Source organism: Nonomuraea phyllanthi (genome assembly GCF_006334985.2).
Taxonomy (GTDB): domain Bacteria; phylum Actinomycetota; class Actinomycetes; order Streptosporangiales; family Streptosporangiaceae; genus Nonomuraea; species Nonomuraea phyllanthi.
On record NZ_VDLX02000011.1, the window covers coordinates 242,854 to 267,700 of the forward strand.

Sequence of the window (24,847 nt, forward strand, 5' to 3'; positions counted from 1 at the left end):
GGAGTCCGCCGAATCTCTACCCTAACGTTAAGGTAGAGTTGTCGATGGCCGGACCAGGTCAGGTGAACCTTGGCGTACCCGGCCCGGCAACCTGCACCGGCGCCGTACGAGCGCCACTCCCTCCAGAGGTAAGGAACATCGACGCGCGCATGCCCTTGATCGCCGCCGCCTGCTGCCCGCCGTGACCTGCCCGCGGTAGCGCCTGCCACGTCCCGGACTGCCGCCCTCCTCTCCCTTTGACCCGGGCACGCCTCGTGAGCGTGCCCCTGTGGCCCTCTGTCTGTCCCGTTTCCTCACCTGCTGCCGCCGTGCCCCGGGCCGGTGGCACGCTGCCCGCCGGCCCCACGCGGGGCCGTTCCCGCTTGAAGGACGTCTGTTGCCCAGCTCATCTGTGCCCGCCCGCCCGTCCACGCCCCTGGCCGGCCGCCTGCGGCCCGGCCGGCCCGCCTGGCTGACACCCTCGGTGGCCCGCACCGAGATCCTGTCAGGTCTGGTCGTCGCCCTCGCGTTGATCCCCGAGGCGATCTCCTTCTCCATCATCGCCGGGGTCGACCCCAGCGTCGGCCTGTTCGCCTCCTTCACCATGGCGGTCGTCATCGCGATCGCAGGCGGCCGCCCCGCCATGATCTCCGCCGCAACCGGCGCCATCGCCCTGGTCGTCGCCCCGCTGGCGCGCGAGCACGGCCTCGGCTACCTGATCGCCACCGTCATCCTCGGCGGTCTCATCCAGGTCGCGCTCGGGGCCCTCGGGGTGGCCAAGCTGATGCGCTTCGTCCCCCGCAGCGTCATGGTCGGCTTCGTCAACGCCCTGGCCATCCTCATCTTCATGGCCCAGGTCCCCGAACTCACCGGCGTGCCGTGGACGGTGTATGCCCTGGTGGCCGGCGGGCTGGCGCTCATGGTGTTCTTCCCCCGGCTGACCAAGGCGGTGCCGGCGCCGCTGGTGTCCATCGCCGCCCTGACCGCCATCACCGTGGGGGCGGCCCTGGCGGTGCCGACCGTGGGCGACCGCGGAGCGCTGCCGTCGGCGCTGCCCGTGCCCGGACTGCCGGACGTGCCCTTCACCCTGGACACCCTCACCCTGATCGCCCCGTACGCGCTCGCCTTCGCCCTGGTCGGGCTGATGGAGTCGCTGATGACCGCCAAACTGGTCGACGGCATCACCGACACCCGCTCCTCCAAGACCCGCGAGTCCATCGGCCAGGGCATCGCCAACATCGTCACCGGCTTCTTCGGCGGCATGGGCGGCTGTGCGATGATCGGCCAGACCATGATCAACGTCAAGAACGGCGCACGCACCCGCCTGTCCACGTTCACCGCCGGCGTCATGCTCATGGTGCTGTGCATCGTGTTCGGCCCCTGGGTGTCGCAGATCCCGATGGCCGCCCTGGTCGCCGTGATGATCCTGGTGTCGTTCGGCACCTTCGACTGGCACTCCATCGCCCCGGCCACGCTCAGCCGCATGCCCGCCGGCGAGATCACCGTCATGGTCGTCACGGTCGCCGTCGTGGTCGCCACCCACAACCTGGCCATTGGTGTCGTCGTCGGCTCGCTGACCGGCCTGGTCATCTTCGCCCGCCGAGTGGCACACCTGGCGCAGGTCTCCGCCGTCGTCGACCCCGACGGCGGCCAGGTCGTCTACGCCGTCACCGGCGAGCTGTTCTTCGCCTCCAGCAACGACCTGGTCTCCCAGTTCAACTACGCCGACGACCCGGGCGACGTGGTCATCGACCTGACCGACGCCCACATCTGGGACGCCTCCTCCGTGGCCGCCCTGGACGCCGTCGAGGCCAAGTACGCCGCCCGCGGCAAGACCGTGCGCCTCATCGGGCTGAACCAGGCCAGCGCCAAGATGCACGCCACCTTGTCCGGCGAGCTGTCCGGCAGGCACTGACCGCCACGCCAGGCCCCTTACGGCTGGGCCTTCCACCAGCAGCAGAGAGCCCAGCCGTCATCCGCTCACGACGCGATGCCACCCTCCGCCGTGAACGCCCGGCGGAGCGACGTACCGGCGTGGCGTCCTGCTGGTGACGTCCCGCAAATACGCCGCGCACGCCTACGTCGACGACCGCGCCGTAGCGTTCACCGGCGACCGGGACCAGGCCCTGCAAGCCATCGCCGCGCTCAGCCCCGTCCCGCGTGCTCACCTCGGCCGCACCTGACCAGCAAAGCGTTCAAGGGCGCAAAATGGGTCGAACCTTTCCGTGTTGGGTGGAAAGCTGATCTCGTGAGCGACACCCACACCGTGGTCCTGGTCGAGGGAGTCAGCGACAAGTCAGCGATCGAAGCGCTGGCCGAACGTCGTGGCCGGCACCTGGCATCCGAAGGCATCTCCGTTGTCGCGATGGGCGGCGCCACGAACATCGGAACGTACGTCTCCAAATTCGGCCCCACCGGACACAACCTCCGGCTGACCGGCCTGTGCGACGCCGGAGAGGAAAGCGACTTCCGGAAAGTCCTCGAACGCGCGGGCCTCGGATCCAACCTCGACCGGAATGACCTGGAGACACTCGGCTTCTTCGTCTGCGTCGCCGACCTGGAAGACGAACTCATCCGCGCCCTCGGCACCGCCACGGTCGAGACCGTGATCGACGCGGAAGGCGAACTCGGCTCATTCCGTACGCTGCAGAAACAGCCCGCATGGCGCGATGGCACCCCCCATGACCAGCTGCGCCGGTTCATGGGATCAGGCAGCGGCCGAAAAATCCGCTACGCCGGCCTGCTCGCCGCAGCCCTCGATCACGACCGCGTGCCACGACCGCTGGACCTGCTGATGACCCGCCTGCTAGGCAGCCGTACAAGGTGATTCAGTCCAGGGCCACCACCGCGCGACCACACCGTGTGACCGCTCTCACACGACTCGATCAGAGCCGTCGGCGGGCATGAGTTCGTACCGGTTGATCAGATACTGCACCCTGGCAAGGTCTCCATCGGCGCGGTGCCGATCCAGGTCGGACGCCGCGACAGGAGACTGGGCGATGGCCAGGGTTTCGATCACCATCTTCGGCGAGCAGCGCGGGCAATCCTCAACCTCGTCAGGGAGCATGCCCGGCAGCCTGGTGAGAGCCGCCGGCCGCGACCCGGTCGGCGCGGGCGTCCTCGAGGACCTTCGCCCACGTCAGGGCCGCGTCAGCCACGCCGGCGAGCTCGGCCACCTCCGGCGCCGGATACGGCAACGACGCCGGCTTCTCCAGCGCCGCATGCAGCTGCTCACCCGCCCGACGCACCCGGCGGGCCATGGCGGCCGGCCACGCCCGCGACAGCTCCACCGGTGACGGCCCCGCCGCGGACCTCGTACGGCTCGACGACCGCGGCGAACATGGTGTCGTCGCGCCACCAGCGCCGCCGGCAAGCGCGTCTCCACCGACACGCTGATCACGCTGTACGCCAAGAAGATCGGCGAGTGACCGTCACACCCTGCTGAAGATCGGCTCCCGCACGCCCTGAAAGAGGACGCGCGGGGCAGCGTATGCGGGGCACGGACACTCCGTGCGCTACCGGTCTCCTGGGGCGGGTAGCAGCGGAACCTCCGCGCCGAACAGCGGCCCGGCCCCGCGTACTCCAGTCGCAGACCGAGGATGACCGTCGGATGCCGCCTGGGGTAGTCCAGGAGCATCCCGACACGTCGGAGTCCATGCCCTCCATGACGTTGCAGCCGCGGCAGGGCAAACCCTGCGCCGGGCCACGTCTCATGGTCGTGATCCTCGACCAGGTCCTGGCCCCGCCTGCCTAGCTTGCGCCGAGCACGGCGACCGCCTCGACCTCGACCAACTGGTGATTGTATCCGAGCACCGCCACCCCCAGCAGCGTGCTGGGTACGTCGTGGTCGCCCATGTACTCCCGGTAGACGCTCCACGCCGCCCCCAGGTCGGCCTGGTCGGCGGAGGCCACGTACACAGTGGTCTTGACGACGTCCGCCAGCGACGCCCCGGCCCCGGCCAGTGCGGTGACGAGGTTGCGCATCACCTGGTGGGTCTGCCCGGCGTAGTCGCCGACCGCCACGGTCTTGCCGTCAGCGTCGAGCGGGCACGCCCCAGCGACCCAGATGGAACGCATCGGCGCGTCCACCACGGACGCGTAGGCGTACTCCACCGTCTGCGCGAGCTCGGAATTGCGGATCAGCCTGACAGCTGCACTCATCTCATTGTTCCTTTCCGAAGAGTTCGTTCACGTAGACCGGTTGGGTGAGCGGCCCAGGACCGCGAGAACCCGATGCAGGTGGGACCGGCCGGAGCAGAGGACCTCCAGCGATCGCGGACACCGTCGGCGGCGAAGGCTGCCGGCACGTGCTGGGCCGCGCCGCGGTAAGCCCCAACGGGGTTGTCGCCGAGGGGGCGAAGCGAGATCGACTTCGGCCAGGAGCGCATCGGAATCACGAAGAGTCGCCACCCTACGCCACCGAGCTGAAATTGATATTCATTCGCATATCGTCTACACGAGCTTATTATCTGTCAACTGTATATTTCGCAGTATGACGGTTGCTGACGGTGGACGCCGTGACCTCGCCGCCTCGCTCCATGCGCTGGTCCGCTCCCTCATCGCCGCCGAGCTTCCCGTACTGGACAGGCACGGGATCTCGATGTGGGGGTACGCGGTGCTCGGGGCACTGTGCGACAGCCCTGTGCGTACGCAGGCCGCCCTTGCCGAGACCATCGCTGCCGACAAGACCCGCATCATCGGCACGCTCGACATCCTCCAGGAAGCCGGGCTGATCTCACGCATCCCTGACCCGGGCGACCGCCGCGCCAGACTGCTGTCGATCACCGAGGCCGGCCGCGCGTTGTACGACTCCGCCCAGGCCGAGATTCACTCGAACGAGGACCGTTTGCTCGCCATGCTCCCCGAGGAGGACAGGCGCGGGTTTCTGCGGGCCGTACGGACGCTGTCGGCGCTGCCCCACGACCAGGTCGTCGGCCATCCAGACCCGCGCGCGCCGGCGGACGTCGCACCAGCGTGAACGGATCCTCGTACGCCGCCATGTCGGCGAATCGCGGAACACCGCCCGACGGCCAGGGATCGGACAGCGAATGGCTCAAGAACTGATCAGGCGGTCAGCCGACGCCGGGCTGGTCAGGGCGGCGGCGGAGGATCCGATGTGACGCAAGCGGCCATCGCGTCCTGCTCCACCTGGGCCACCAGCGCGACGCCGCGAGCCTCGCTCTCCGGCGAGAGGGCCGATTCGACATCTTGGCTGGTGAAGCCAGCCGGCGGGATGATCCCGACGTTGTACGTCGCCAGATCGTAGTGCCACGGGCAGAGCGGGCAGCCGCGCGGCAGCCTCTTCGAGGAGGTCGTCGACGCTGCCGGTACATGCGTCGGTGTTGCTGCTCTCCCCATGGCTTTGTTCGCGGGTTCCGGTTCTTAGATTCCGTGATCGCCCGGAAGGAGGGCTGCGCGGACGAGCAGAGGAAGCACCTGGTTGCGAACCGCTGGAGCCAGGCGAGGTTCATAGGCATCACGCCCGTCGGTCCACCCAAGAGCGGCAAGCTCAGCGGCAGGCTTCGGGGGTCCGGTCAGGCTGGCCGTGAACACCGTCATGCACATCGGCACGCCCTCAAGCGCTGCCACGTCCTCGACCCGGCCGAGCAGGTCCATGTCACGGGGCGCGACGCCGAGTTCCTCGCCCAGCTCCCGAACGAGGGTTGCCTCCTGGCTCTCCCCCGCCTCGGGCTTTCCGCCGGGCAGGTAGAACACCGCCGGCGCGGCCTTCTTGCTTACGACGAGCAAGCGCCCCTGATCGATGACGGCCGCTGCCACGACCTCCATCACGCGGTCACCAAGCACGCTTGCCAGCATTCCAGATCAGACGGAACCGGGCCACACCGGAGAACGATTGCGGACCTTGCAACGCATCCACGGAGCTCTGGGTCTCCTCAAGATCGGATCATGACGATCATGTGCGCAGTCGACCGCCAACAACCCCCTTCGTCGAATGCGTTCTCACACCGCTCGAACTTCGGCGAGCCGCTTGACTGCGTAGTCGTCGCCCCAGCAGATGGCGGCCTCCCATGCGGCCGACGCTTGAGCGGCGATGTCGTGCGCGCCGTCGTCGAGGCCCGCGGCGTTGTCGGGCAGCACAAGGTCGAGGTCAGGGACGTCGACGTGCGACTCGTCCCAGTCGATCAGCGCGACCTGATTCGCGGTCATGCGGACGTTGCCCGGATTGTTGGGGTCGCCGTGCACGACGCATGTCTGGCGTCCGGACAATCGCGCCCACGCTGCTCGGCATCGGGCAACGCCCTCCGCGGGCATCGCGCCCAGGTCGATTCTCGTCCCGGTCTCAGCGTGCAGGAGGTCGGTCGACGATCGCCAACCTGGGCGCTGCGGCCAGCCCCGCGTCAACCGATGCAGCTCGCGGAGCGTGCCGGCCACGCGACGCCAGTCGGCCTGCGTCTCGGGCGGTCCGCCATCCAGATAGGTCATCACCACCAGGCCGTCAGCGAAGAGCCGGCCATCCGTAGTCGGGATCGGCACCGGTACGGTCAGACCTTCACGGTCGAGATAGACGAGGAGCTCGGTCTCCCACGCGAGATCACCGTCGCTCCTGGCACCGAGCCGACCGACCGCAAGGCGCCCGTTGACGCGCACGCTCCACACGTCGTTGGCGACTCCTCCAGCGAGCGGTTCGACGCGAGCGACGTCTTCACCCCACTGCCCAAGTGCCTCCCAACCCATGGATCAGACCTTACGGGGTTTCGGACATCACTGTTCTCGGCATGAGGCGCATCCTCGGTCGTCGGCCCTCGCGACGGACATCAGCTGCGACACTCCTAGGCATTCGCGCGGCGGAGGCGTTCAGCGGCCTGGGCCCGCAGTGCATCGCCGCCCGCCGGGGAGCCACCGCACAGTGCCATCTCCCGGGCGTTGTACGCAGCCATCCACACGCCGGCCGCCCACGCGATCTCCAGCTCCACGGGCGTGAACGAGCGCCCCCGAAAGCGCTGGTAAGCCACCAGGAACGCCTCGGAGCTCTCGATCGGCGCCAGGGTCGGCGGCCCTGCGCTGGCGAACGCCCCGCTCGCCGCTCCCACCAGCGCCGCCTCCGGCTGCCACGCCAGGCTGTCCCAGTCGTGCACCGTCCACAGCTGCCGCCCCTGCCACCGCAGGTTCTGCGCCTCGAAATCGGCGTGGCCGAGCACGCACGGCAGGCGGGCGGCCAGCAGGCGCCTCCGGGCCCGCTCAGCCGCCTCGACAATGTGCTCGGACACGACACTCTGGTCCAGGCCGTCGAGGAAGTCGATCGGCGGCCACGTTCCAGAACCGGTCTCGTCCCAGCGCACCCAGGGCGGATTCGGCAACGGCGGCGCGACGGTCACGCCGGCGAGTTCGGCCATCAGCCGAGCGAACACCTCCGCGCACCGTACGGCCACGTCCGGCGAGTCCCCGTGCAGCACTTCGCCGCCGGGCCGGAATTCCTCGGCGTGCACGGCCAGCGCACCGGCACCGACCACCGGGGTCAGCGGCCGGGGACAGGGGAACCCGCGCTCGGCCAGCCGGGCCTGCGCCGCGACACACGACGCCGCCCGGCCGTCGTCGGCACGTGCCTTGACCACCACGTCCCGGCCACCGGCCAACCGCAGACCGAACACCATCGAGACCTGCTGTGACCGGAACAACACGTCGGCGGGTTCGCCGCCCAGATGGTCACGGCACCACGCCGGCAACCAGTCCGGCAACTCGTCCAGGGGCACGCGAAGGACTGTGCCATAGGCGCCGAGCCCGGCGGAAGCGAGGGGTGTGGGCAGATGCTGAGGCCAAGGCCCCGCATCGCGGGCATGACCACCTCTCGCTGACATCCCAGGTGCGCCGCCAGATAGATCACTGACGGAGGCTGCCGCTCCGACCGGCTCGCCTCCTGAGCCGGCGGTGCCGGTCCGGCCGCGTCGGGCTGGTCGGGGGCTGAACCGTGTCGACAGCATCGCCTGTCCAGGGGGTCACGCCTCGGACGCGCCGGTCGGGTGCCAGGGCACCGTGCCCGTCCGCTCCACGCTCCAGCCCAGCTTCTCGAAGGCGGCGATGTCGTCGCGCAGGCGTGGCAGCGGCGGTTCGAGGTCGACGAGCTCGAAGATGGTGACGCCGCCGAAGCCGATGGAGCGCAGCGCTTCGGCGTAGCGGGCGAAGTCGACCTCGCCCCGTCCCGGCGAGGTGTGGGCCCAGCGGTCGCGCCAGGTGTCGCTCATGTGGGCGATCCGGATCCGGTGGCCGGCCGTGCGGACGCCGTCCAGCGGGTCCTCCTGGGTGATGGTGTTGGCGACGTCGTAGGCGATGCCGAGGTTGGGGGCGGCGATCTCGTCGACGACCTGCGAGAGTTGGCGAGCGTCGCCGAGGTAGCCGTAGGGGCTGGTCTCCAGGGCGATCGTCACTCCCAGCCGCTCGGCCCGGTCCAGGAGGATGTGCAGTGCCTGGTCGAGCCACCAGCGGCAGGCCTCGGCGGGCGCGGGGGAGAGCGCGTGCCTGCGGCCGGGGATGAGGATGACGATCGGGGCTTCGAGGTCGTGGGCGAGCTCGATCTCGCCGAGGACGGCGTCGAGGCTGGCCCGGCGGAAGTCGTTGCTGGGGCTGATGAGGTTGATGTCGAGGAAGCCGGGGTTGACGGAGGTTACGGTCAGGCCGAGGTCGGCGAGGTGGCGGCGAAGCTCGTGGCGTTCGTAGGCGCCGAAGCCGCTCGCCTGCAGGTGGGGCGCGGCCGTGGTGATCTCGATCTGCCGGAACCCGGTCGCGGCCAGGTCCCGGAGCGCGTCGTGGAAGGGTGCCTGGTGGAGCCAGCTGTAGGTGGTGCCGCCGAGGGCGAGAGCGGGTTGGGTCACGGGTTGCTTCCTTGGGTGAGCGGGTGGCCGGTTTCGAGGTCGGCCAGGGTGCGGGCGAGCCCCTCGGCCAGCGGGACGCGGGGGGTGTAGCCGAGCGCGCGGGCTCGCGTGATGTCGAGCGCGCCCTTGCGGGCCGCGGTGACGCCCGGCGCCATCTCGAGCGGCCCGCCGCCGAGGTCGACCTGCCAGCCCGGGCGGAGTCTCGCGATCTCGGCGGCGAGCTCGCGCATGTCGACGGCGTGGCCGGTGGCGATGTTGTAGGCGCGGTGGCCGAGCCGTCCGGCCTGCAGGACGAGGAGGATTCCGTCGATCACGTCGTCCACGTAGGTGAAGTCGATGCGCTGGTCGCCGCCGTGGGCGAGCCGGCTGGCGCGGCCCGCCGCGGCGTCCTGGAGCCAGGGGTGGGGCAGCCGGCGGCGGGGGAATCCCGGCCCGTACACCCAGCACAGCCGGACGGCGGCGTAGGGCAGCCCCTGCTGGTCGGCGTAGTACTCGCCGAGCCGCTCGACCGCGTACTTCGTGATGCCGTACGGGGAGACGGGCAGGGCCGGGTCGTCCTCCCTGATCGGGTCCCTTGCGAAGTGGCCGTAGGTCTCCTCGGAGGAGAGGTCGACGACGCGGCGGACCCCGCTGGCGCGGCAGACCGCCTCGAAGAGGGCGACCGCGCCGTCGACGTTGACGTTCACGGCGGCGGGCAGGCCGGCGACGCTGGCGGTGACGCCGACGACCGCGGCGGCGTGCACCACCTCCGTCACCGCGTACGTCCGCAGCACGTGTTCGAGGTGGGATCCGTCGGTGATGTCACCGGCGACCTGCGTCACGGACGGCGGAAGGGATTCCCCGGAGAGCCGGTCGAAGCTGACCACCCGCTCGCCGAGGCCGGCGAGCCTGCGTACGAGCGGGCGTCCGAGGAATCCCGCGCCGCCTGTCACGAGCACGGTCACAGGGTCTGCCCCCTCATCTCGGAGGCGATCCCGGCGGCGGGGGAGGGCGCCGTGCGCCTGCTGTAGTCCTCGGACAGGTCCCGGCCGGAGGTCTCCGCCATGGACACGATCGCGATCAGGCTGAGCACGCCGGCGGCGACGATGTACAGCGACACCAGCCACGATCCGCCGTCGGCGGCGATCACCAGGGAGGACGCGATGAGGGGCGCGGGGCCGCCGCCGACGATGTTGGAGACGTTGAGGCCGAGGCCGGCGCCCGTCGTCCGGTACCGGGTGGGGAACAGCTCGGAGTTGATGGCCGCGCTCAGCCCCCAGGTGGCGGCGTGCCCGACGGCCAGGGCCAGCACCACGCCGATCCCGGTCAGCAGGATCGAGCCGCTGGAGACCAGGGCGAACAGCGGGAAGGCGAGCACGGTCAGGAACAGCACCCCGAACAGGTAGACCTTCTTGCGGCCGACGCGGTCGGACAGCCGGCCGAACAGCGGGATGGTGAACAGCTCGACGGCCGCGGCGATCATCACGCAGGTCAGGATGGCGCCGCGAGGGTAGTGCATCGTCGTCGTCGCGTAGCTGACCAGGAAGGTCGCGGCCATGTAGAACCCGATGTCGGGCACGAAGCGGATCCCGATGGCGATCAGCACCTGCCGCCACGAGTACCTGAACACCTCGACGAGCGGAGTGCGGGTGGAGATCTCGCCGGCCGCGGTGGCGCGCCTGAACTCGGGGGACTCCATGATCCGGACCCGGATGTACAGGCCGATCGCGACCAGGAGCGCGCTGGCCAGGAACGGCAGCCGCCAGCCCCAGCTCTGGACGAACTCGTCCGACCCGAGGCCGACGAGGGCGAACGCGCCGCTGGAGATGAGCAGCCCGAGCGGGGAGCCGAGCTGGACGAAGGACGCGAGGAACCCGCGGTTGCCCCGGCCGGCGTACTCGGAGGCGAGCACGGTGGCGCCGCCCCACTCGCCGCCGAGGGCGAGCCCCTGGATGAGCCGCAGCGTCACCAGCAGGATCGGCGCGAGGACCCCCACGGAGGAGTACGTCGGCAGCAGGCCGATGGCGAACGTGGCCACGCCCATCAGCACGAGCGAGAACACCAGGGCTTTCTTGCGCCCGACCCGGTCACCGATGTGGCCGAGGACGATGGCGCCGATCGGCCGGACCACGAAGCCCACGGCGAAGGTCGCGAACGCCGCCAGCGTGCCGAGCGCGGGGGAGAAGGTCGGGAAGAACAGTTCGTTGAGTACCAGCGCCGCCGCCGTGCCGTACACGAAGAAGTCGTAGTACTCCACGGCGGTGCCGATGACGCCGGAGGAGACGGCGGTGCGGACGTCTTTCGGGTCCGGGGACGTCCCGGTCGCAGTTGGGTCGGTGGTCATGATGGTCTCCGCTTCGCAGGGGGGTCGAAGGGCCGGCGGTTCCGATGAGCCGCCGGGAGTTGTCAGGCCACGGAGCCGGCCCGCCGGCCGAACACCATTCCGGCGGTCAGGCCCGTGCCGCCCGGGTAGTTGCCGCTGAACAGGCCGCCCAGCGCCTCGCCCGCCGCGAACAGCCCGGGGACGGCGGTGCCGTCCTCGCGCAGGACGCGCCCGTGGTCGTCACCCTTCAGTCCTCCGAAGGTGAAGGTGATTCCGCAGGTTACCGGGTATGCGTAGAAGGGCGGACGGTCGATCGGCGAGGACCAGTTGCTCTTCGGCGGCGTCACGCGGGCGCGCCGGCCGTCCTTGACGGTGGGGTCGAACGGGCTGTCCGTCTCGATCGACGCGTTGAACTCCTTGACCGTGGCGCAGAGCGCCGCGGCGTCGAGGCCGAGTCCGTCGGCGAGGTCCTCGATGGTGCCGGCCTCGACGACGCTGATGCCCGGCATGTCGTATTCCTCGGTACGGAGCATCGGCCGGAGCCGGGCGTCGTAGATCTGGTAGGCGATCGAGCCGGGCTGGCGCAGGATCTCCCGGCCGTACTTGGCGTAGGTGTAGTTGCGGAAGTCGGCGCCCTCGTCGAGGAAGCGCCTGCCCTCGGCGTTCACGACGATGCCGAGCGGGTAACTCTGCCGGGTGAGGCGGTTGGTCAGCTCGCGGTTGCTCTCGTTGTGCTCGGCCAGGGCGTCCCACGCCACGCTGTGGCAGGTGGTCCAGTCGCCGCCGCGGGCGGCGCCGAGTTCGAGCGCGCGGAGCAGGAGCTCTCCGGTGTTGTACGGCGTGCCGCGCACCTTGGCCTTCGCCCATCCGGCGCCGAGGTGCTCCTCCCGCATGGCGGGGTTGGCCTCGAAGCCGCCCGACGTCAGGATCACCGAGTCCGCGCGCAGCTCGCCCGTGATCCCGCCGGCGGTCTCGAATTGGACGCCGGTCACGCTGCCGCCGTCGCCGGTGAGGAAGCCCGTCACCCGGTGGCCGTAGCGGATGGCGACGCCCTCGGCCTCGGCGATGCGGGTGTGGTCGGCGACGAGGCCGACGCCGCCGCCGACGTTGCCGACGTGCAGGCCGCCCCAGAACAGGAAGCCGTCCGCGCGCTCGTACGCCTGCCGCTCGTACATGAGCCGGTAGCGGACGCCCTTGGCGGCGAGCCAGCGGATGGTGTCGGCGCTGTCGCCGATCAGCAGCTCGGTCATCCGGGCGTCGTTGCGCCCGCCCGTCACCTTGACCATGTCGGCGGCGAACTCCTCCGCCGGGTAGGCGGGCACGACGGTGCGGGAGTGCCGCTCGTCGGGTTCGACGAAGTCCAGCAGGTCGTCCAGACCGGCGTGGACGATGCGGGTCGCGCCCGCGGTGTAGTAGCTGTTGCCGCCCGCCAGCTCGCGCGGGGCGCGTTCCAGCAGGACCACCCGGCGCCCGCGTTCGGCGGCCGCGTGGGCCGCGGAGAATCCGGCGTTGCCGCCGCCTACGACGACGACGTCCGCGCGGTCGGGCGATTGTCTGCTCAACGTCTCCACCTTTCGCGTGGGTTTCAGGGGTGCAGCAGCACCTTGGTCGCCTGCCGGGACTCGACCAGCTCCAGTGCCCGCTGGTGGTCCGACAGGTGCACGGTGTGCGTGACGATGGATGCCAGCCCGGGGGCGGCGCCGAGCCGGTCGGGCACGGAGGCCCAGGTGGAGACGTCGTAGGCGCGGGAGCCGATGATCGTCTGCTCGTTCCAGGAGAGCTGGGCGGAGGAGAAGCGGGCCTCCTCGGCCGGCAGCCCGACGCAGATCAGCCGCCCGCCGCGGCCGAGGAGCCTGGTCGCGGTGGTCACCGCCGAGGCGGTGCCGGCGGTCTCGAACACCACGTCGAACCGCCCGTACAGGGCCTCGATGTCGTCCGGGGCGGTGGCGATCTCGGCCGCGCCGAGCTCCTGGGCCCTCGCCACCTGCGGGGTGTCCTCGACCCTGCCGACCACGGTGACCCGCCTGCCGGTGAGGGCCCCGAGGGTGAGCAGGCCGATGGTGCCCGGCCCGATGACGCAGACGTCGTCGGCCGGTCCGAGCCGGGCGACGTCCACGGCGTGCGCCGCGACGGCGAACGGCTCGGCGAGGACGGCCAGCCGGTCGGGCAGCTCCGGGGGCAGGATCGCGAGGTTGCGCGCCGGTACGGCGAACCGCTCGGCGAACACGCCGTCCACGTCGAGCCCCAGGACCTTTCGGCTCTCGCACAGCATGGACCGGCCCCGTCGGCACCAGACGCAGGCGCCGCACGTGAGGTGCGCGCTGCCGACGACGCGGCTGCCGACGGGGATGGCGGTGCCGGGCCCGGCCTCCACCACGCGGCCGGCGTATTCATGGCCGAGCACGAGCGGGAAGCTCGGCGCGTACCCGCTGCCGGGGCCGTAGTCGCCGTGGATCATCCCCAGGTCGGTGTGGCACAGCCCGGCGGCCACCAGTTCGAGCAGCACCTCCCCCTCGGCCGGGCGGGGGTCGGGCAGGTCGGCCCATTCCAGCGCGCCGGGACCGGACGCGGTCTTGATCAGCGCTTTCATCGCGTTCCCTCCTGGGCTTGGGGCCAGCCGAACGACGGCTCGGGGTGGGGGAGCGGCGGCAGCTCCCAGGTGGCCGCGGCCGGCAGGCCGATCGCGTCGTCGACGCGTACGTCGACCACGACGGGACGGCGCAGGTCGATCGCCGTCTTGAACGCCGGCCCGAGGTCGGACGCCTCGGTGACGGTGAGGCCCTCGCCGCCCATGGAACGGGCGAGCGCGGCGAAGTCCGCCGAGTACGGCGTGCGGCTCGCGACGTGCTCGAAGCTCGTGGCCAGCTGCCGGTCCGCGCCGAAGTAGAGCTTCTGCTGGTCGCGGATGGAGACGTAGCCGCCGTTGTTCCAGACGACCCACACGGCGGGGATGTCGTACTCGACGGCGGTCGCCACGGCGCTGGGGAACATCAGGAACCCGCCGTCGCCGACGACCGCGACGGCGGGCCGGTCCGGAGCGGCGAGGTGCGCGCCGAGCACGCCGCCGACGCCGAAGCCCATCGAGGCGTAACCCCAGCTCTGCAGCACGGTGCGGGGCGCGTCGGTGCGCCAGTTCTGCACGATCCAGTTGTGGTGCACGCCCACGTCGCTGAGCAGGATGCCGTCCGCGGGCAGCGCGCCGCGCAGCTCGGCGAGCACGCGCTCGGGACGGATGGGGGAGGCGTCGGAGTGGTCGTGCGGCTCGGTGTGCGCGGCCCACCTCGCCTTCGCCTCGCCGAGCTCGTCCAGCCAGCGGCGACGCCCTTCGGCGACCGTTCCGGTGGGCGGGAAGTCGGGCAGGCGCTCGCGCAGCTGGGCGAGGACCTCGCGCGGCGAGGCGCAGATGCCCAGCGTGGGCGGGAAGTTGCGGCCCAGCTCCTGGACGTCCATGTGGACGTGGACGAGTTTCGCGGGTGGGAAGGAGTAGGTGTAGCCCGGCAGCCACGAGCTGGTCGACCGGTCGTCGAAGCGGGTGCCGAGCGCGAGCACCAGATCGGCGTTCCTGGCCGCGTGGTTGGCCTGGTAGGTGCCGTTGCGGCCGGTCGCGCCGAGCGCCAGCCGGTCGCTTCCCGGGAACGCCGACTTGCCCAGCGGCGAGGTCGCGACCGGGAAGCCGTTCTCCCTGGCGAAGGCCAGCAGCTCCGCCTCGGCCTCGCCGCCCTCCACCCCGGACCCGGCCACGATCACGACGCGCGCGGCGTCGCGGATGAGCGCGCAGGCCGCGTCGAGTTCGGCGCGCCCGGCGCCCGGCGCGGGGGGCCGGCCGGTGCCCCAGGCCGCAGGGTCGGGGACCGGCTCGTCGGTGCGGTCGACGAACACGTCCAGCGGCACGTCCAGATGCACCGGGCCGGGCCTGCCGCCGCGCATCTGCGCGAACGCCTGCCGCAGCATGAGCGGGAGCTGCTCGGCGCGGGTGGCCTGGTAGCTGCGCTTCACGTACGGCCGGACCACGCTGGGGAAGTCGGCCTGGAAGTGCCGCCCGGTCTCCTGGAACGGCCCGCGGTTGAACTGGCTCGTCGCGACGTTCCCCGTGATCGCCAGGAAGGCGGAGTCGTCCATCAGCGCGGAGCCGAGGGCGACGGGCAGGTTGGCCGAGCCGGGGCCGCACGAGGTGAAGGTCGCCAGCGGCTGGTGCGTGATCCGGTAGTAGGCGTCGGCGATGAACCCCGCCAGCGACTCGTGGTGGACCGAGATCGTCGTGATGTCGTCCTGCCGTTCCAGGAGAGCGTCCAGCAGACCGAGGTCCCCGTGGCCGCAGAGACCGACGGCGTAGGGCACGTTCTCGCGGACCAGGTATTCGGTGATGATCTGTGCGCCGGTGAGGCTCACAGCTGACCTCCATGATTGATTCCGCTGGTAGGAGCACAGCGATCTCCGTCGCATTGCATAACGTGCAACGCCTTGCATGATGTGAGATCGTAGGTAGTCTCTGACTCGCACGTCAACGGGTCGTGCAGGTGAAGGAGACCTGAATGAGCACAGCGGCACGCGCGAGCGGCCTGTACATCGACGGTGAATGGCGGGATGCGGCCGGCCGGATCGAGGTTCTGGACAAGTACTCCGGCGAGGTGCTCGCCGACGTCGCCGAGGCCACGCCGGAGGACGCCAAGGACGCGATCGCCGGCGCGAACCGCGCCTCGGAGCGCCCGCTGGAGGAGGGGGAGCGAGCCCGGATCCTGCTCCGGGTCGCCGACCTGATGGAGGAGCGGGCGGACCGGCTCGTCGACGACTACGTGGGGGAGACCGGCTTCCTGGAGGCCGACGCGCGGGGCGAGCTGCGGCGGGCGGTGGGGATCTACCGGCTGAGCGCCGAGGAGGCGCTGCGGATCGCGGGCGAGCAGGTGCCGCTCGCCGCGACGCCCGGCAGCGAGAACCGCCTGGCCTTCACCACCCGCGTCCCCGTCGGCGTGGTCGTCGCGATCTCGCCGTTCAACGCGCCTCTGTCCACCGTCGCGCACAAGGTCGGCCCGGCCATCGCGGCGGGCAACGCCGTCGTGCTCAAGCCCGCCGAGAACACGCCGCTGAGCGCGATCAACGTCGTGCGGGCGTTCGCCGACGCGGGGCTGCCGCCGGGCCTGCTGCAGCTGGTGTGCGCGCCGGGCGGCGTGATCGGTCCCGCGCTGCTCGACGACGACCGGGTGCGCTTCTACACCTTCACCGGCTCGACCGCGGTGGGCCGCGTCATCGCGGCCGGGGCCGGCCTGGCCAGGACCCATCTCGAGCTGGGCTCCAACAGCGTCTCCATCGTCGCCGCCGACGCCCGGCTCGACGACGTGGTACGGCTGGTGGCGACGGCCGGCTTCCGCAAGGCCGGCCAGGTGTGCACCAGCGTGCAGCGCATCCTGGTCGAGCACACCCGCTTCGACGAGCTGACCGCGGCGCTGGCCGACCGGGTCGCCGGGCTCAAGGCCGGAGACCCGCGCGCGGCCGGCACCGACGTGGGCCCGCTCATCTCCGAGGCCTCCTCACGGCGCGCCGCGACCTGGGTCGAGACGGCGGGCAGGTCCGCGCGGCTGCGGGTCGGGGGCGAGCGCTCCGGCAGCGTGCTCACCCCGGCCCTGCTGGCCGAGCCGCCCGAGGAGAGCGAGGTGCTGACCCAGGAGATCTTCGCGCCGGTCGTGTCCGTCGTCCCGGTCCGCGACCTCGACGACGCGATCGCCAGGGTCAACGCCGGCCGGTATGGGTTGCAGGCCGGCGTCTTCACCCAGGACCTCGACCGCGCCTTCCACGCCGCCCGCAGCCTGCGCGTCGGCGGCGTCATGATCAACGACACCTCCAGCTACCACGCCGACGCCATGCCGTACGGCGGGGTCAAGGACAGCGGGCACGGTGTGGAGGGGCCCCGGTACGCGGTCCACGACATGACCGACCCGCGGATCGTCGTGCTCAACCTGCGCCGGCCGCAATGAGAGGAACATCGATGAGCGAGACGTACGACGTCGTCGTGGCGGGGAGCGGCGCCGCGGGCCTCACGGCCGCCCTGGCGGCGGCCGTCAGCGGCGCGCGCACCCTGGTGATCGAGTCGGCGAGCGAGATCGGCGGCACCAGCGCGCTCTCCGGCGGGCGGGTGTGGCTGCCCGCCAACGGCACGCCCGAGAACGCGGGCGACTCCGACGAGCTGGCCGACCGGTACCTCGACCAGGTCTTCGACACCCGGTACGAGGCGATGATCCGCACCTTCGTCCGGGAGGCCCGCGTGATGGGCGCCTTCGTGGAGAAGCACTCCCCGCACCGGTTCGTCGTCTGCCCGAACTACCCCGACTACCACCAGGACTACCCCGGGGCGACCCGCGGCGGGCGCTGCTTCGACGTCGCGCCGGTCGACCTCAACGAGCTCGTCCCCCAGGCGCGGTCGGTCCGGCAGCCGCCGGGCTACAGCCCGATCACCCACGCCGAGTGGGAGAGGTGGCGCTACCCGGCCGCCATCGACCACGACCTGCTCGCGGCCCGGATGGCCCAGGGCATCCGCACCGGCGGCCTCGGCCTGGTCGCCGCGCTCCTCGACGGGGCCGTCAGGGCCGGCGCCACGGTCCGCACGGGCACCGCGCTGACCGGGGTGCTGACCGGGGTGCTGGCCGGCGGCGGCGCGGTCACCGGCGTGCGCGTACGCACCGGCGACGGCGAGCGGACCATCGGGGCGTCCTCGGTGGTGCTGGCCACCGGCGCGTTCGACGCGGCGGACGAGCTGCGCCACCGGCTGCTGCCGGCCGGGCTCGGCGTGTCCGCCTCGGCGCCCAGCGACACCGGGATCGCCCTCACCGTCGCCGACGAGCTCGGCCTGCCCGTCGACAACCTGCCCGAGGGCTGGTGGATGCCCATGGCGCGGCCCGAGGGCGACCTCGTCGACGGCGTGCCGTATCCGCGCGGCCTGGTGCGCGAGCGCGGGGTCCCGCGGCAGATCGTGGTCAACCGGCAGGGGCGGCGCTTCGTCGACGAGGCGGTGCCGTACAACGAGTTCGGCAAGGCCATGCACCGGCTCGAACCCGGCGACGAAGCGTACCTGATCTTCGACGAGGGCTTCCGCGAGCGCTACCCGCTGCCCGGGCTGACGCCGGACGGTCCGCTGCCGGGCCACATCGTCGCCGGCGAGGACCTGGCCACGCTCGCCGGCCGCATCGGCGTGGACCCGGACGGGCTCGCCGCGACCGTCGAGCGCTGGAACGGCTTCTGCGCCGAAGGCGTGGACCACGACTTCCGGCGGGGCGGCAACGCCTACGACGACTACTACGGCGACCCCTGGCAGGAGGGCAACCACTGCCTGGGGCCGATCGACCGGGCGCCGTACTACGCGATGCGCGTGTACTCCGGAGTGATCGGGTCCAAGGGCGGGCCCGTCACCGACACCGCCGGGCGCGCCCTCACCCGCGAGGGGTCGCCCCTGCCCGGCCTGTACGCCGCCGGCAACGCCGCGGCCTTCTGGACCCGCGACGGCTATCCAGGGCCGGGCGCGACCCTCGCCGTGGGCATGACCTTCGGCTACCTCGCGGGCCTGGACGCCGCCCGCTGACCCCCTACGGCCAGGGCGTCAGGTGCCGGAGTGGCCGGACGCCCCGGGCCGTTCGATCCAGTCCGGGGCCGGCGGCTCCTCCGTGGGCGCCGCCGGCCAGCCGGGCGGCACGGCGAGCACGCCGCGCGCCATGCTGGCCCGCCACGCGTACCAGCGGACCAGCTTGGCCAGCACCGCCATGCGGTCGCGGGTCACCCGCTGGGCGGGGCCGGAGATGCTGATGCTGGCGTCCACGACTCCCTCAGGGGAGAAGACGGGCGCCGCCACGCAGCGCAGCCCCGCCTCCAGCTCCTCGTTGTCGAGGCTGTAGCCGGTGCGGCGGATGCGTGCCAGCTCGGCGCGCAGCCGCTCGATCGTGCCGACGGTGTGCACGGTCCGCACCGGAAGCTCCGCGTCGGGGTACCGCTTCTCGATCTCGGCCTCGGACAACCCCGCCAGCAGCGCCTTGCCCATCGAGCTGCAGTGCGCCGGTGACAGCTTGCCGGCCCACGAGTGCATGCGTACGGTGTGCCAGCCGTCGACCACCTGCACGGTCTTGGCGACGGCGCCGTCGAGCACGGCCAGGTGCCCGGTCTCGCCGGTGCGTTCGACCAGCTCCCGCAGGAACGGCGTGACCACCGAGGCGAGATCCTGCCGGGCGGCCAGCAGCGAGCCGAGCACGGCCAGGCGCGGCCCGAGCGTGTAATTGCCGGCCGAGGCCGCCACGAGATATCCGGCCGAGGCCAGCGTCGCCGCCAGCCGGGACGCGCTGGACTTGTGGATGCCGAGCTCGAGGGCGATGTCGGTGATGCCGACCACCCGCCGGTCGGCGCTGAACATGTCGAGGATGTCCAGGCCGCGACGGAGCGCCACGATCACGTTCTGCCCGGATTGCCGGTCCCCTCCGGCGGCTGGTGGGGTCCAATCGCCCATGCTTGGATCCTAGTCAGCCGCGATCGCGCTCAGGCACGCCGTCACCGCCGGCGCATCGCGTCGCGGGGCGTTCGCGGGCGTTCGACGGCTTCGCGTCATCGAGCCGCCGTCGTGGTCGCGGAGGCGGCGTCGAGCCGCGCGACGTCCTCCTCGCTCAGCCGCACCCGCGCGGCGGCGAGGACGTCGCTCAGCTGGCCGGTGTCGCGCGCCGAGGCGATGACCCCGCCGACCGCGGGCCGGACGGCCAGCCACGCCAGCGCGACGGCCGCCGGCGCCGCCTGGTGGCGGGCGGCCACCTCGTCGAGCGCCGCGAGCACCGCGTGGCCGCGGTCGTCCAGGTACGCCGCCGCGGCCTGGGCCCGGGGGCTGTCCACCGTCGCGCCGTCGCGGTACTTGCCGGTGAGGAAGCCGCGCGCGAGCGAGTAGTACGTCATGACGGTCAGGCCGCGCTCGCGCGCCAGGGGGATGACGTCGGCCTCGATGCCGCGCTCCATGAGGCTGTACTCCTTCTGGATCACGGTCGGTCCGTGCAGCCCCTCCCGCTCCGCCACGTCCAGCCACGCGGCGATCCGTTCGGCGCTGAAGTTCGACACGCCGATCTCGGCGATCAGCTTCTCGTCCCGCAGCTGGGAGAAGGCCCGCGCGATCTCCTCGATGGGACGGTCCTCGTCGTCGAAGTGGGCGTAGTAGAGCTCGATCGACGTGCGGCCGAGCCGGGCGAGGGAGTCGGCGATCGCGGCGCGGATGTTGTCCGGGGCGAGCCCGGGGCGGTGCTTCGACTGGCTCACCTTGCCGGCGATCGCCACCGGCGGGCCGTCGCCGCGCCCGGCCAGCCAGGCGCCGATGATCGTCTCCGACTCGCCGCCGGAATTGCCCGGGGCCCACTGCGAGTAGGAGTCGGCGGTGTCGATGAGCGTGCCGCCCGCCGCCACGAACGCGTCCAGGACCGCGAACGAGGCGTCGCGGTCGGCGGTCCAGCCGAACACGTTGCCGCCGAGCACGATCGGAGCGGGCTGGGCGCCGGTGGCCGGAGTGATCCCGTGCATGTCCATGTATTGCATAATGCCCAATCCGTTGCTTATGCTGCAACACGTGCAAGGCTCAGACCAGGCTGACGTGCTGTTCTCCCCACTGTCCCTTCCCGGCGGCGCGGTGCTGCGCAACCGGATCGCCAAGGCCTCGATGGAGGAGAACCTCGCGGCGCCCGGCCAGATTCCCGACCACCGGCTGCGCAGGCTCTACCGCGCCTGGGGCGCCGGCGGCGCCGGCCTGCTCATCACCGGCAACGTCATGGTGGACGCCCGCGCGATGACCGGACCGGCCGGAGTCGTCCTCGACACCAGAGCGCCGCTGCAGCCGTTCGCGGCCTGGGCCGCCGCCGCACGCTCCGGCGGCGCCGCCGCGTGGATGCAGCTCAACCACCCCGGACGCCAGGTACGTGCCGACCTCGGCGGCGTCGCCTGGTCGCCGTCGGCCGTCCCGATCTCCGGGACCGGCGGCTTCGCCCGGCCGGTCGCCATGGACGACGACGACATCCGGGCCGTGATCGCGATGTTCGCCTCCGCCGCGGCCCGCGCGATCGAGGCCGGTTTCACCGGCGTGCAGATCCACGCCGCGCACGGCTACCTGCTCTCGCAGTTCCTGTCGCCGCTCGCCAACCGGCGCACCGACCGCTGGGGCGGCCCGATCGAGCGGCGGGCCCGGCTGCTGATCGAGGTCGTGGACGCCGTACGCGCGGCCATGCCCGCCGGCGCCGCGCTCGGCGTCAAGCTCAACACGGCGGACTTCCAGCGCGGCGGCTTCGAGCACCAGGACGCGTTACGGGTGGTCCGACTCCTGAGCGAGCACCCGGTGGACCTGGTGGAGCTGTCAGGCGGCAGCGCCGAGCGCCCGGCCATGCACGGCGCCCTGGACGGCACGGGCATCGACGAGCGGACGCGGGCGCGGGAGGCGTACTTCCTCGACCTCTCCCGTGAGGTCGTCGCGGCCTCCCCGATCCCGATCATGCTGACCGGCGGCATCAGGACCGTGGAAGGGGCCCGCGAGGTGCTGCGCGCCGGGGTGGCCGTCGTCGGGGTCGCCACCGCCCTCGCGCAACGCCCCACCCTTCCGCGCGACTGGTCCCGCGGACGTCCCGGCCCCGAGCCGCTGCCCGCCTCGTCGGCGACCGACAAGGCGACGGTCTCCGCCGCCAAGCAGGCCGCCGTCCGCTGGATCCTCCGGCGGACCGCCGCCCGCGGCGTCGCTCCCGAGACCACCGACCCCGACGCCGCGCTGCGCCTGGACGCGCGGCGCCGCGCCCGGCTGCTGCGGCGCTACCGCGACTGGCTGGCCGCCCGCACTCCGTCAGGAACGCGTAGCCCGCTCTGAATCCGGCGGTGAAGCCACAGTGGGCCCGCCCGTTCGCGGGAGCCGTCCCCTCCTACTGCGCGTCCAGCCGCAGCCGGCGTATCTGCGCCGGGAAACCGTTCGCCGTCAGGATCTCCCGGGCCTGTCGCAGACGGCGCTCGCCTTCGCCGAAGAAGGAACACTCACGCAACGCCCAGCCGAGATTGCCCAGGGCCAACCCCTCATGATCGCGGAACCCGGATGCGCGGAACTGGACCACCGCCTTGTTCAGCGGGCTGATGGCCTCCCTGGACAGGCCTTTCACGCGCAGCAACTGCCCGAACCCCATCCAGAGCACCCCCTTGGCCCGGTGACCTTCCGCGTCAGCAAGGAGCTCGTCGACTCTGTCACGCAACAGTCGCACGTCGTCCGGGCATACCCGGTCGAGGACGCCGCGCGCCTGCTCGATCTGCTCGTCACAGGCGAGCGCGAGGGCCAGGTCCACGAGGGCACGCTCGTGAGCACGCCGGTCACCGGCTTCGTCCAGGAGCTCCGCCGCCTGCCCGAGCACCTGACCGGCCGCGTCGGCCTCTCCCAGCCGGAGCCACACGGCGCCGTACGCGGCCTTGGCCAGGCCCAGCGCATGGCGATCGCCTGAGCGCTCCGCCTCCCGCACCGCTCGTGACGCCACGTCCAGCGGGAACGGGGTGGAGGACACCCAGCCCTGCTGCTCCTCGTCCCAGACGAACCCGCGCTCCGCGTAGGAGGCATCGCCTGGATCGCCGACCGTCACGAAGTCACCCAGTTGCTCCCGCCACTCGACGTGTCCGAGCTCCGAGTCGCCGCTGATCACCTGAACGGTGACATCCTTCACGAACTCGTTCTCGAGGTAATGGTCGCGATGCCGGGCGGCGGCCTCCAGGGCTCCGTCCTCCTCGAGAAAGGCCGGCGCCAGCTCTCTGGCGTACAGCAGCACCAGGTCGTGCAGATGCCAGTACTCGCGATGCGTCGAACGCTCCCAGACCACGTACTCCAGAAGGTGCCCTCGGGTGAGCGCCACCAGCGACCTGCGGACCTCCGCCGGCGGCTCGCCCGCCAAGGCCGCGGCCGCGGGAAGGGAGACGTGCGAGGTGCCCTTGCGCCGCGCCTGTTCACCGAGCTGATGACCGGAGACGAGCGACAGCAGCCTGAGCAGCCGCTGATGCGGGCCCGCCAGCTTCCTGTAGGACATGGCGAGGACCGCGCGGACGCCGCGCTCCTGCGAGTCGTGATATTCCAGCACGTCCAGCCGCCGGTGCTCGTCGGCGAGTTCGGCCACCAGCTCCGCCGGCGGGCGTAGCGGGTCGAAACGTATGGAGGCGGCCACGATCTGCAACGCCAACGGGAGCCGCCCGCACAGCTCGGCCAGCCGCTCGGCGTGCACAGGATCCCTGTCGGCCAGTCCCAGCGCCCGGACCGATTCGGCCACGCCGAGCACCTCGAGGCCGATCCTCGTGGCGTGCCGCGGGTTGTCCAGCGTGTTCCTGGACGTCACCACCACCCGGTGCGGTCCGGCACCGGGCACCAGCGGCATGACCTGATCCTCGGACGCGGCGTTGTCGAGCACGATCAGCGTGGCCTCGCCCCGTTCCCCGAGGCGCGCGCGATACTGCGCCTGCCGGCCTGCGGCCGTGGGCTCGAACGGCTCGCTCACACCGAGGGCACGCAGTGCCGTCAGCACGGCCTGGTCGCCGGTCACCGGGCCGTCGGTGTCGTAACCCGACAGCTCTATGTAAAGGGCCCCGCCCGGGAACCAGCCCCGTTCCAACGCCAGGTACGCGGCGTTCGTCACCATTGCGCTCTTGCCGACCCCGGCCATGCCCGTGACCAGGGCGACAGGTGGTCCGTCGGCGTCGGGGCGCAGCGTCCGCAACAGGTCGTCGATCTCCTGATCGCGGCCCACCAGGTCGAAGACCCGGTTGGGCAGGCCACCGTACGAACGCGCCGGTCCGGTCGGGGAGGGCCGCGGCTCTTCCGGCGCCGCACCTGCGGCCTCTTCCGTACGCCCTGCCACACCGGAGTCACGAAACTGCTTGGCCTCGGCCAGCAGGTCCCGCCACCCCTCCACATCGCCAGGCGCCGTCCCGAGGGGCTTGCCTCGCCGCGCGGCTCGTTCCAGGCACAGCTCGACGATCTTCAGCAGCGGGCCGGGGGTCTCGGGCAGGTGATCGCCGTTCCTCCAGTCGTACAGCGTGCTGCGGCTGACCGGCGGCGGCTGCAGCTCCAGGATCCGGGGGACGGTGAGCTCCGCGGCGTCGAGCAGGTCCTTGAACGCCGTCCCGAAATCCTCCGGCGTGCGCAGCGATCCCATGACGGCTCTCATCCCCTCGGCGCCCCGTGCCGTCCCCGTCACCTTGAGCTTGTCCGAACCCTTCGGATATTGCCTCATTCGGGGGCCAGCCGTCTCGCCTGCTGGAAGATCGATGTCGATCCGAACCTCGTCCGAACCTCGTCCGAGCCCCTTCCGGACCGGCCGTCACTCGGCGCAACCTGCGGTCATGTCCACCTCACGCAGACCCGCCCGCCCCCTGCTTCCCGGGACCGGAGCCGGGACGGCCCTGACGCTGGCCGGCGTTCACGCCGGACTGTGGCTGAAGGCCCCGGGCATGGCCGTGATCATCACGATGCTGGAGGCGGCCCTCGCCGTCGCCGTCGTCGCCACCGCGCTGTACGCGTCGAAGACGATCAGCGACCGGGCCTTTCGCCTGCTGCCGTGGACCACCCGCGCCCCATCGCGCTCCCGGCCGCGCCGGAAGGCTCCCAGCCGCACGGGAGCCGGAACGGGCGGCATGGAGAGCGCGCCGGGGGAGCGCTGACGTGGCGCATGTGAGCGAGCCACCGGACGGCGCTCGGCAGCGACAGCACCGGGACCAGGGCGGACGCTCGAAACGG

At 71.7% G+C, this 24,847-nt stretch carries 23 protein-coding genes; 8 read left to right on the forward strand and 15 right to left on the reverse strand.

The features are described 5' to 3' along the window. Nucleotides 1-415: 415 nt before the first annotated feature. The 3 genes from FH608_RS28745 to FH608_RS28750 all read left to right on the forward strand — a co-directional run bounded on the left by FH608_RS28745 (nt 416) and on the right by FH608_RS28750 (nt 2,806). Nucleotides 416-1,894: a SulP family inorganic anion transporter gene (locus FH608_RS28745; RefSeq protein WP_139633869.1), complete on the forward strand. Its 1,479-nt coding sequence runs from the start codon at nt 416-418 to the stop codon at nt 1,892-1,894. 133 nt (nt 1,895-2,027) lie between these two features. Then, nucleotides 2,028-2,162: a hypothetical protein gene (locus FH608_RS53895; protein WP_264372925.1), complete on the forward strand. Its 135-nt coding sequence runs from the start codon at nt 2,028-2,030 to the stop codon at nt 2,160-2,162. Between the two features lie 65 nt (nt 2,163-2,227). Further along, complete coding sequence (locus FH608_RS28750) at nt 2,228-2,806, forward strand: TOPRIM nucleotidyl transferase/hydrolase domain-containing protein (RefSeq protein WP_139633737.1); 579 nt, start codon at nt 2,228-2,230, stop codon at nt 2,804-2,806. Nucleotides 2,807-2,851: 45 nt separating this feature from the next. On the opposite strand, the gene FH608_RS28755 is transcribed toward FH608_RS28750, so the two are convergent. The 3 genes from FH608_RS28755 to FH608_RS28765 all read right to left on the reverse strand — a co-directional run bounded on the left by FH608_RS28755 (nt 2,852) and on the right by FH608_RS28765 (nt 4,140). Continuing rightward, the gene (locus tag FH608_RS28755; RefSeq protein WP_139633738.1) at nt 2,852-3,046 is read right to left on the reverse strand and encodes a hypothetical protein; all 195 of its coding nucleotides are present in this window, start codon (nt 3,044-3,046) and stop codon (nt 2,852-2,854) included. Next, the gene (locus FH608_RS28760; protein WP_139633739.1) at nt 3,036-3,227 is read right to left on the reverse strand and encodes a hypothetical protein; all 192 of its coding nucleotides are present in this window, start codon (nt 3,225-3,227) and stop codon (nt 3,036-3,038) included. The genes FH608_RS28755 and FH608_RS28760 overlap by 11 nt, the downstream gene beginning before the upstream one ends. Before the next feature lie 502 nt (nt 3,228-3,729). After that, nucleotides 3,730-4,140, reverse strand: a complete 411-nt coding sequence (locus FH608_RS28765; protein WP_139633741.1) for a RidA family protein — start codon at nt 4,138-4,140, stop codon at nt 3,730-3,732. Between the two features lie 331 nt (nt 4,141-4,471). On the opposite strand from FH608_RS28765, the gene FH608_RS28770 reads away from it, so the two are divergent. Continuing rightward, nucleotides 4,472-4,957, forward strand: coding sequence for a MarR family winged helix-turn-helix transcriptional regulator (locus tag FH608_RS28770; RefSeq protein ID WP_139633742.1), 486 nt, complete (start codon nt 4,472-4,474; stop codon nt 4,955-4,957). 404 nt (nt 4,958-5,361) lie between these two features. Here the strand turns inward: FH608_RS28770 and FH608_RS28775 are convergent, their stop codons facing one another. The 9 genes from FH608_RS28775 to FH608_RS28815 all read right to left on the reverse strand — a co-directional run bounded on the left by FH608_RS28775 (nt 5,362) and on the right by FH608_RS28815 (nt 15,498). Then, nucleotides 5,362-5,766 (reverse strand): NUDIX hydrolase, encoded by a 405-nt coding sequence (locus tag FH608_RS28775; protein WP_226900018.1) that lies wholly within the window; start codon nt 5,764-5,766, stop codon nt 5,362-5,364. A gap of 174 nt (nt 5,767-5,940) precedes the next feature. Then, entirely contained in the window at nt 5,941-6,675 is a 735-nt protein-coding gene (locus tag FH608_RS28780) for a phosphotransferase enzyme family protein (RefSeq protein WP_139633745.1), read from the reverse strand. A gap of 95 nt (nt 6,676-6,770) precedes the next feature. Next, on the reverse strand, nt 6,771-7,691 hold the full coding sequence (locus FH608_RS28785; protein WP_139633747.1) for a phosphotransferase: 921 nt from the start codon (nt 7,689-7,691) through the stop codon (nt 6,771-6,773). A 243-nt stretch (nt 7,692-7,934) separates the two neighbouring features. Next, nucleotides 7,935-8,807 carry a sugar phosphate isomerase/epimerase family protein gene (locus FH608_RS28790; protein ID WP_193318672.1) on the reverse strand — a complete coding sequence of 291 codons (873 nt, stop codon included), beginning with the start codon at nt 8,805-8,807 and terminating at the stop codon, nt 7,935-7,937. Then, nucleotides 8,804-9,745, reverse strand: coding sequence for an NAD-dependent epimerase/dehydratase family protein (locus FH608_RS28795; RefSeq protein WP_193318673.1), 942 nt, complete (start codon nt 9,743-9,745; stop codon nt 8,804-8,806). The genes FH608_RS28790 and FH608_RS28795 overlap by 4 nt, the downstream gene beginning before the upstream one ends. A 2-nt stretch (nt 9,746-9,747) precedes the next feature. Beyond that, on the reverse strand, nt 9,748-11,130 hold the full coding sequence (locus FH608_RS28800) for an MFS transporter (RefSeq protein ID WP_139633750.1): 1,383 nt from the start codon (nt 11,128-11,130) through the stop codon (nt 9,748-9,750). Between the two features lie 62 nt (nt 11,131-11,192). Next, the gene (gene tcuA, locus FH608_RS28805; protein WP_139633751.1) at nt 11,193-12,671 is read right to left on the reverse strand and encodes an FAD-dependent tricarballylate dehydrogenase TcuA; all 1,479 of its coding nucleotides are present in this window, start codon (nt 12,669-12,671) and stop codon (nt 11,193-11,195) included. 23 nt (nt 12,672-12,694) lie between these two features. After that, nucleotides 12,695-13,699 (reverse strand): zinc-dependent alcohol dehydrogenase, encoded by a 1,005-nt coding sequence (locus FH608_RS28810; RefSeq protein WP_139633753.1) that lies wholly within the window; start codon nt 13,697-13,699, stop codon nt 12,695-12,697. Beyond that, the gene (locus FH608_RS28815) at nt 13,696-15,498 is read right to left on the reverse strand and encodes a thiamine pyrophosphate-binding protein (RefSeq protein ID WP_226900000.1); all 1,803 of its coding nucleotides are present in this window, start codon (nt 15,496-15,498) and stop codon (nt 13,696-13,698) included. The genes FH608_RS28810 and FH608_RS28815 overlap by 4 nt, the downstream gene beginning before the upstream one ends. 143 nt (nt 15,499-15,641) lie before the next feature. On the opposite strand from FH608_RS28815, the gene FH608_RS28820 reads away from it, so the two are divergent. Beyond that, a complete protein-coding gene (locus FH608_RS28820) occupies nt 15,642-17,078 on the forward strand; it encodes an aldehyde dehydrogenase family protein (protein ID WP_139633756.1) in 1,437 nt (478 codons plus the stop codon). An 11-nt stretch (nt 17,079-17,089) separates the two neighbouring features. Next, nucleotides 17,090-18,676 (forward strand): FAD-dependent oxidoreductase, encoded by a 1,587-nt coding sequence (locus FH608_RS28825; protein ID WP_193318674.1) that lies wholly within the window; start codon nt 17,090-17,092, stop codon nt 18,674-18,676. Nucleotides 18,677-18,694: 18 nt separating this feature from the next. Here FH608_RS28825 and FH608_RS28830 read toward each other — a convergent pair whose 3' ends face one another. Together FH608_RS28830 and FH608_RS28835 are read right to left on the reverse strand one after the other, a co-directional pair. After that, on the reverse strand, nt 18,695-19,588 hold the full coding sequence (locus FH608_RS28830) for an IclR family transcriptional regulator (RefSeq protein WP_139633758.1): 894 nt from the start codon (nt 19,586-19,588) through the stop codon (nt 18,695-18,697). A 95-nt stretch (nt 19,589-19,683) separates the two neighbouring features. Next, on the reverse strand, nt 19,684-20,640 hold the full coding sequence (locus FH608_RS28835; protein ID WP_317135588.1) for an aldo/keto reductase: 957 nt from the start codon (nt 20,638-20,640) through the stop codon (nt 19,684-19,686). A gap of 40 nt (nt 20,641-20,680) precedes the next feature. Between FH608_RS28835 and FH608_RS28840 the strand changes: the two genes are divergently transcribed. After that, a complete protein-coding gene (locus tag FH608_RS28840; protein ID WP_226900001.1) occupies nt 20,681-21,958 on the forward strand; it encodes an oxidoreductase in 1,278 nt (425 codons plus the stop codon). Between the two features lie 52 nt (nt 21,959-22,010). On the opposite strand, the gene FH608_RS28845 is transcribed toward FH608_RS28840, so the two are convergent. Then, nucleotides 22,011-24,266, reverse strand: coding sequence for an ATP-binding protein (locus tag FH608_RS28845; RefSeq protein ID WP_193318675.1), 2,256 nt, complete (start codon nt 24,264-24,266; stop codon nt 22,011-22,013). 187 nt (nt 24,267-24,453) lie between these two features. Between FH608_RS28845 and FH608_RS28850 the strand changes: the two genes are divergently transcribed. After that, entirely contained in the window at nt 24,454-24,771 is a 318-nt protein-coding gene (locus tag FH608_RS28850; protein ID WP_139633762.1) for a hypothetical protein, read from the forward strand. Nucleotides 24,772-24,847: the final 76 nt, after the last annotated feature.

What these genes read in the sequence shown, in the direction of transcription:
- FH608_RS28755 (WP_139633738.1), bottom strand. Translation starts at nt 3,046, where the DNA reads ATGCTCCCTGACGAGGTTGAGGATTGCCCGCGCTGCTCGCCGAAGATG.
- FH608_RS28765 (WP_139633741.1), bottom strand. Translation starts at nt 4,140, where the DNA reads ATGAGTGCAGCTGTCAGGCTGATCCGCAATTCCGAGCTCGCGCAGACG.
- FH608_RS28770 (WP_139633742.1), top strand. Translation starts at nt 4,472, where the DNA reads ATGACGGTTGCTGACGGTGGACGCCGTGACCTCGCCGCCTCGCTCCAT.
- FH608_RS28775 (WP_226900018.1), bottom strand. Translation starts at nt 5,766, where the DNA reads ATGGAGGTCGTGGCAGCGGCCGTCATCGATCAGGGGCGCTTGCTCGTC.
- FH608_RS28780 (WP_139633745.1), bottom strand. Translation starts at nt 6,675, where the DNA reads ATGGGTTGGGAGGCACTTGGGCAGTGGGGTGAAGACGTCGCTCGCGTC.
- FH608_RS28800 (WP_139633750.1), bottom strand. Translation starts at nt 11,130, where the DNA reads ATGACCACCGACCCAACTGCGACCGGGACGTCCCCGGACCCGAAAGAC.
- FH608_RS28810 (WP_139633753.1), bottom strand. Translation starts at nt 13,699, where the DNA reads ATGAAAGCGCTGATCAAGACCGCGTCCGGTCCCGGCGCGCTGGAATGG.
- FH608_RS28820 (WP_139633756.1), top strand. Translation starts at nt 15,642, where the DNA reads ATGAGCACAGCGGCACGCGCGAGCGGCCTGTACATCGACGGTGAATGG.
- FH608_RS28825 (WP_193318674.1), top strand. Translation starts at nt 17,090, where the DNA reads ATGAGCGAGACGTACGACGTCGTCGTGGCGGGGAGCGGCGCCGCGGGC.
- FH608_RS28830 (WP_139633758.1), bottom strand. Translation starts at nt 19,588, where the DNA reads ATGGGCGATTGGACCCCACCAGCCGCCGGAGGGGACCGGCAATCCGGG.
- FH608_RS28835 (WP_317135588.1), bottom strand. Translation starts at nt 20,640, where the DNA reads ATGGACATGCACGGGATCACTCCGGCCACCGGCGCCCAGCCCGCTCCG.
- FH608_RS28845 (WP_193318675.1), bottom strand. Translation starts at nt 24,266, where the DNA reads ATGGGATCGCTGCGCACGCCGGAGGATTTCGGGACGGCGTTCAAGGAC.
- FH608_RS28850 (WP_139633762.1), top strand. Translation starts at nt 24,454, where the DNA reads ATGTCCACCTCACGCAGACCCGCCCGCCCCCTGCTTCCCGGGACCGGA.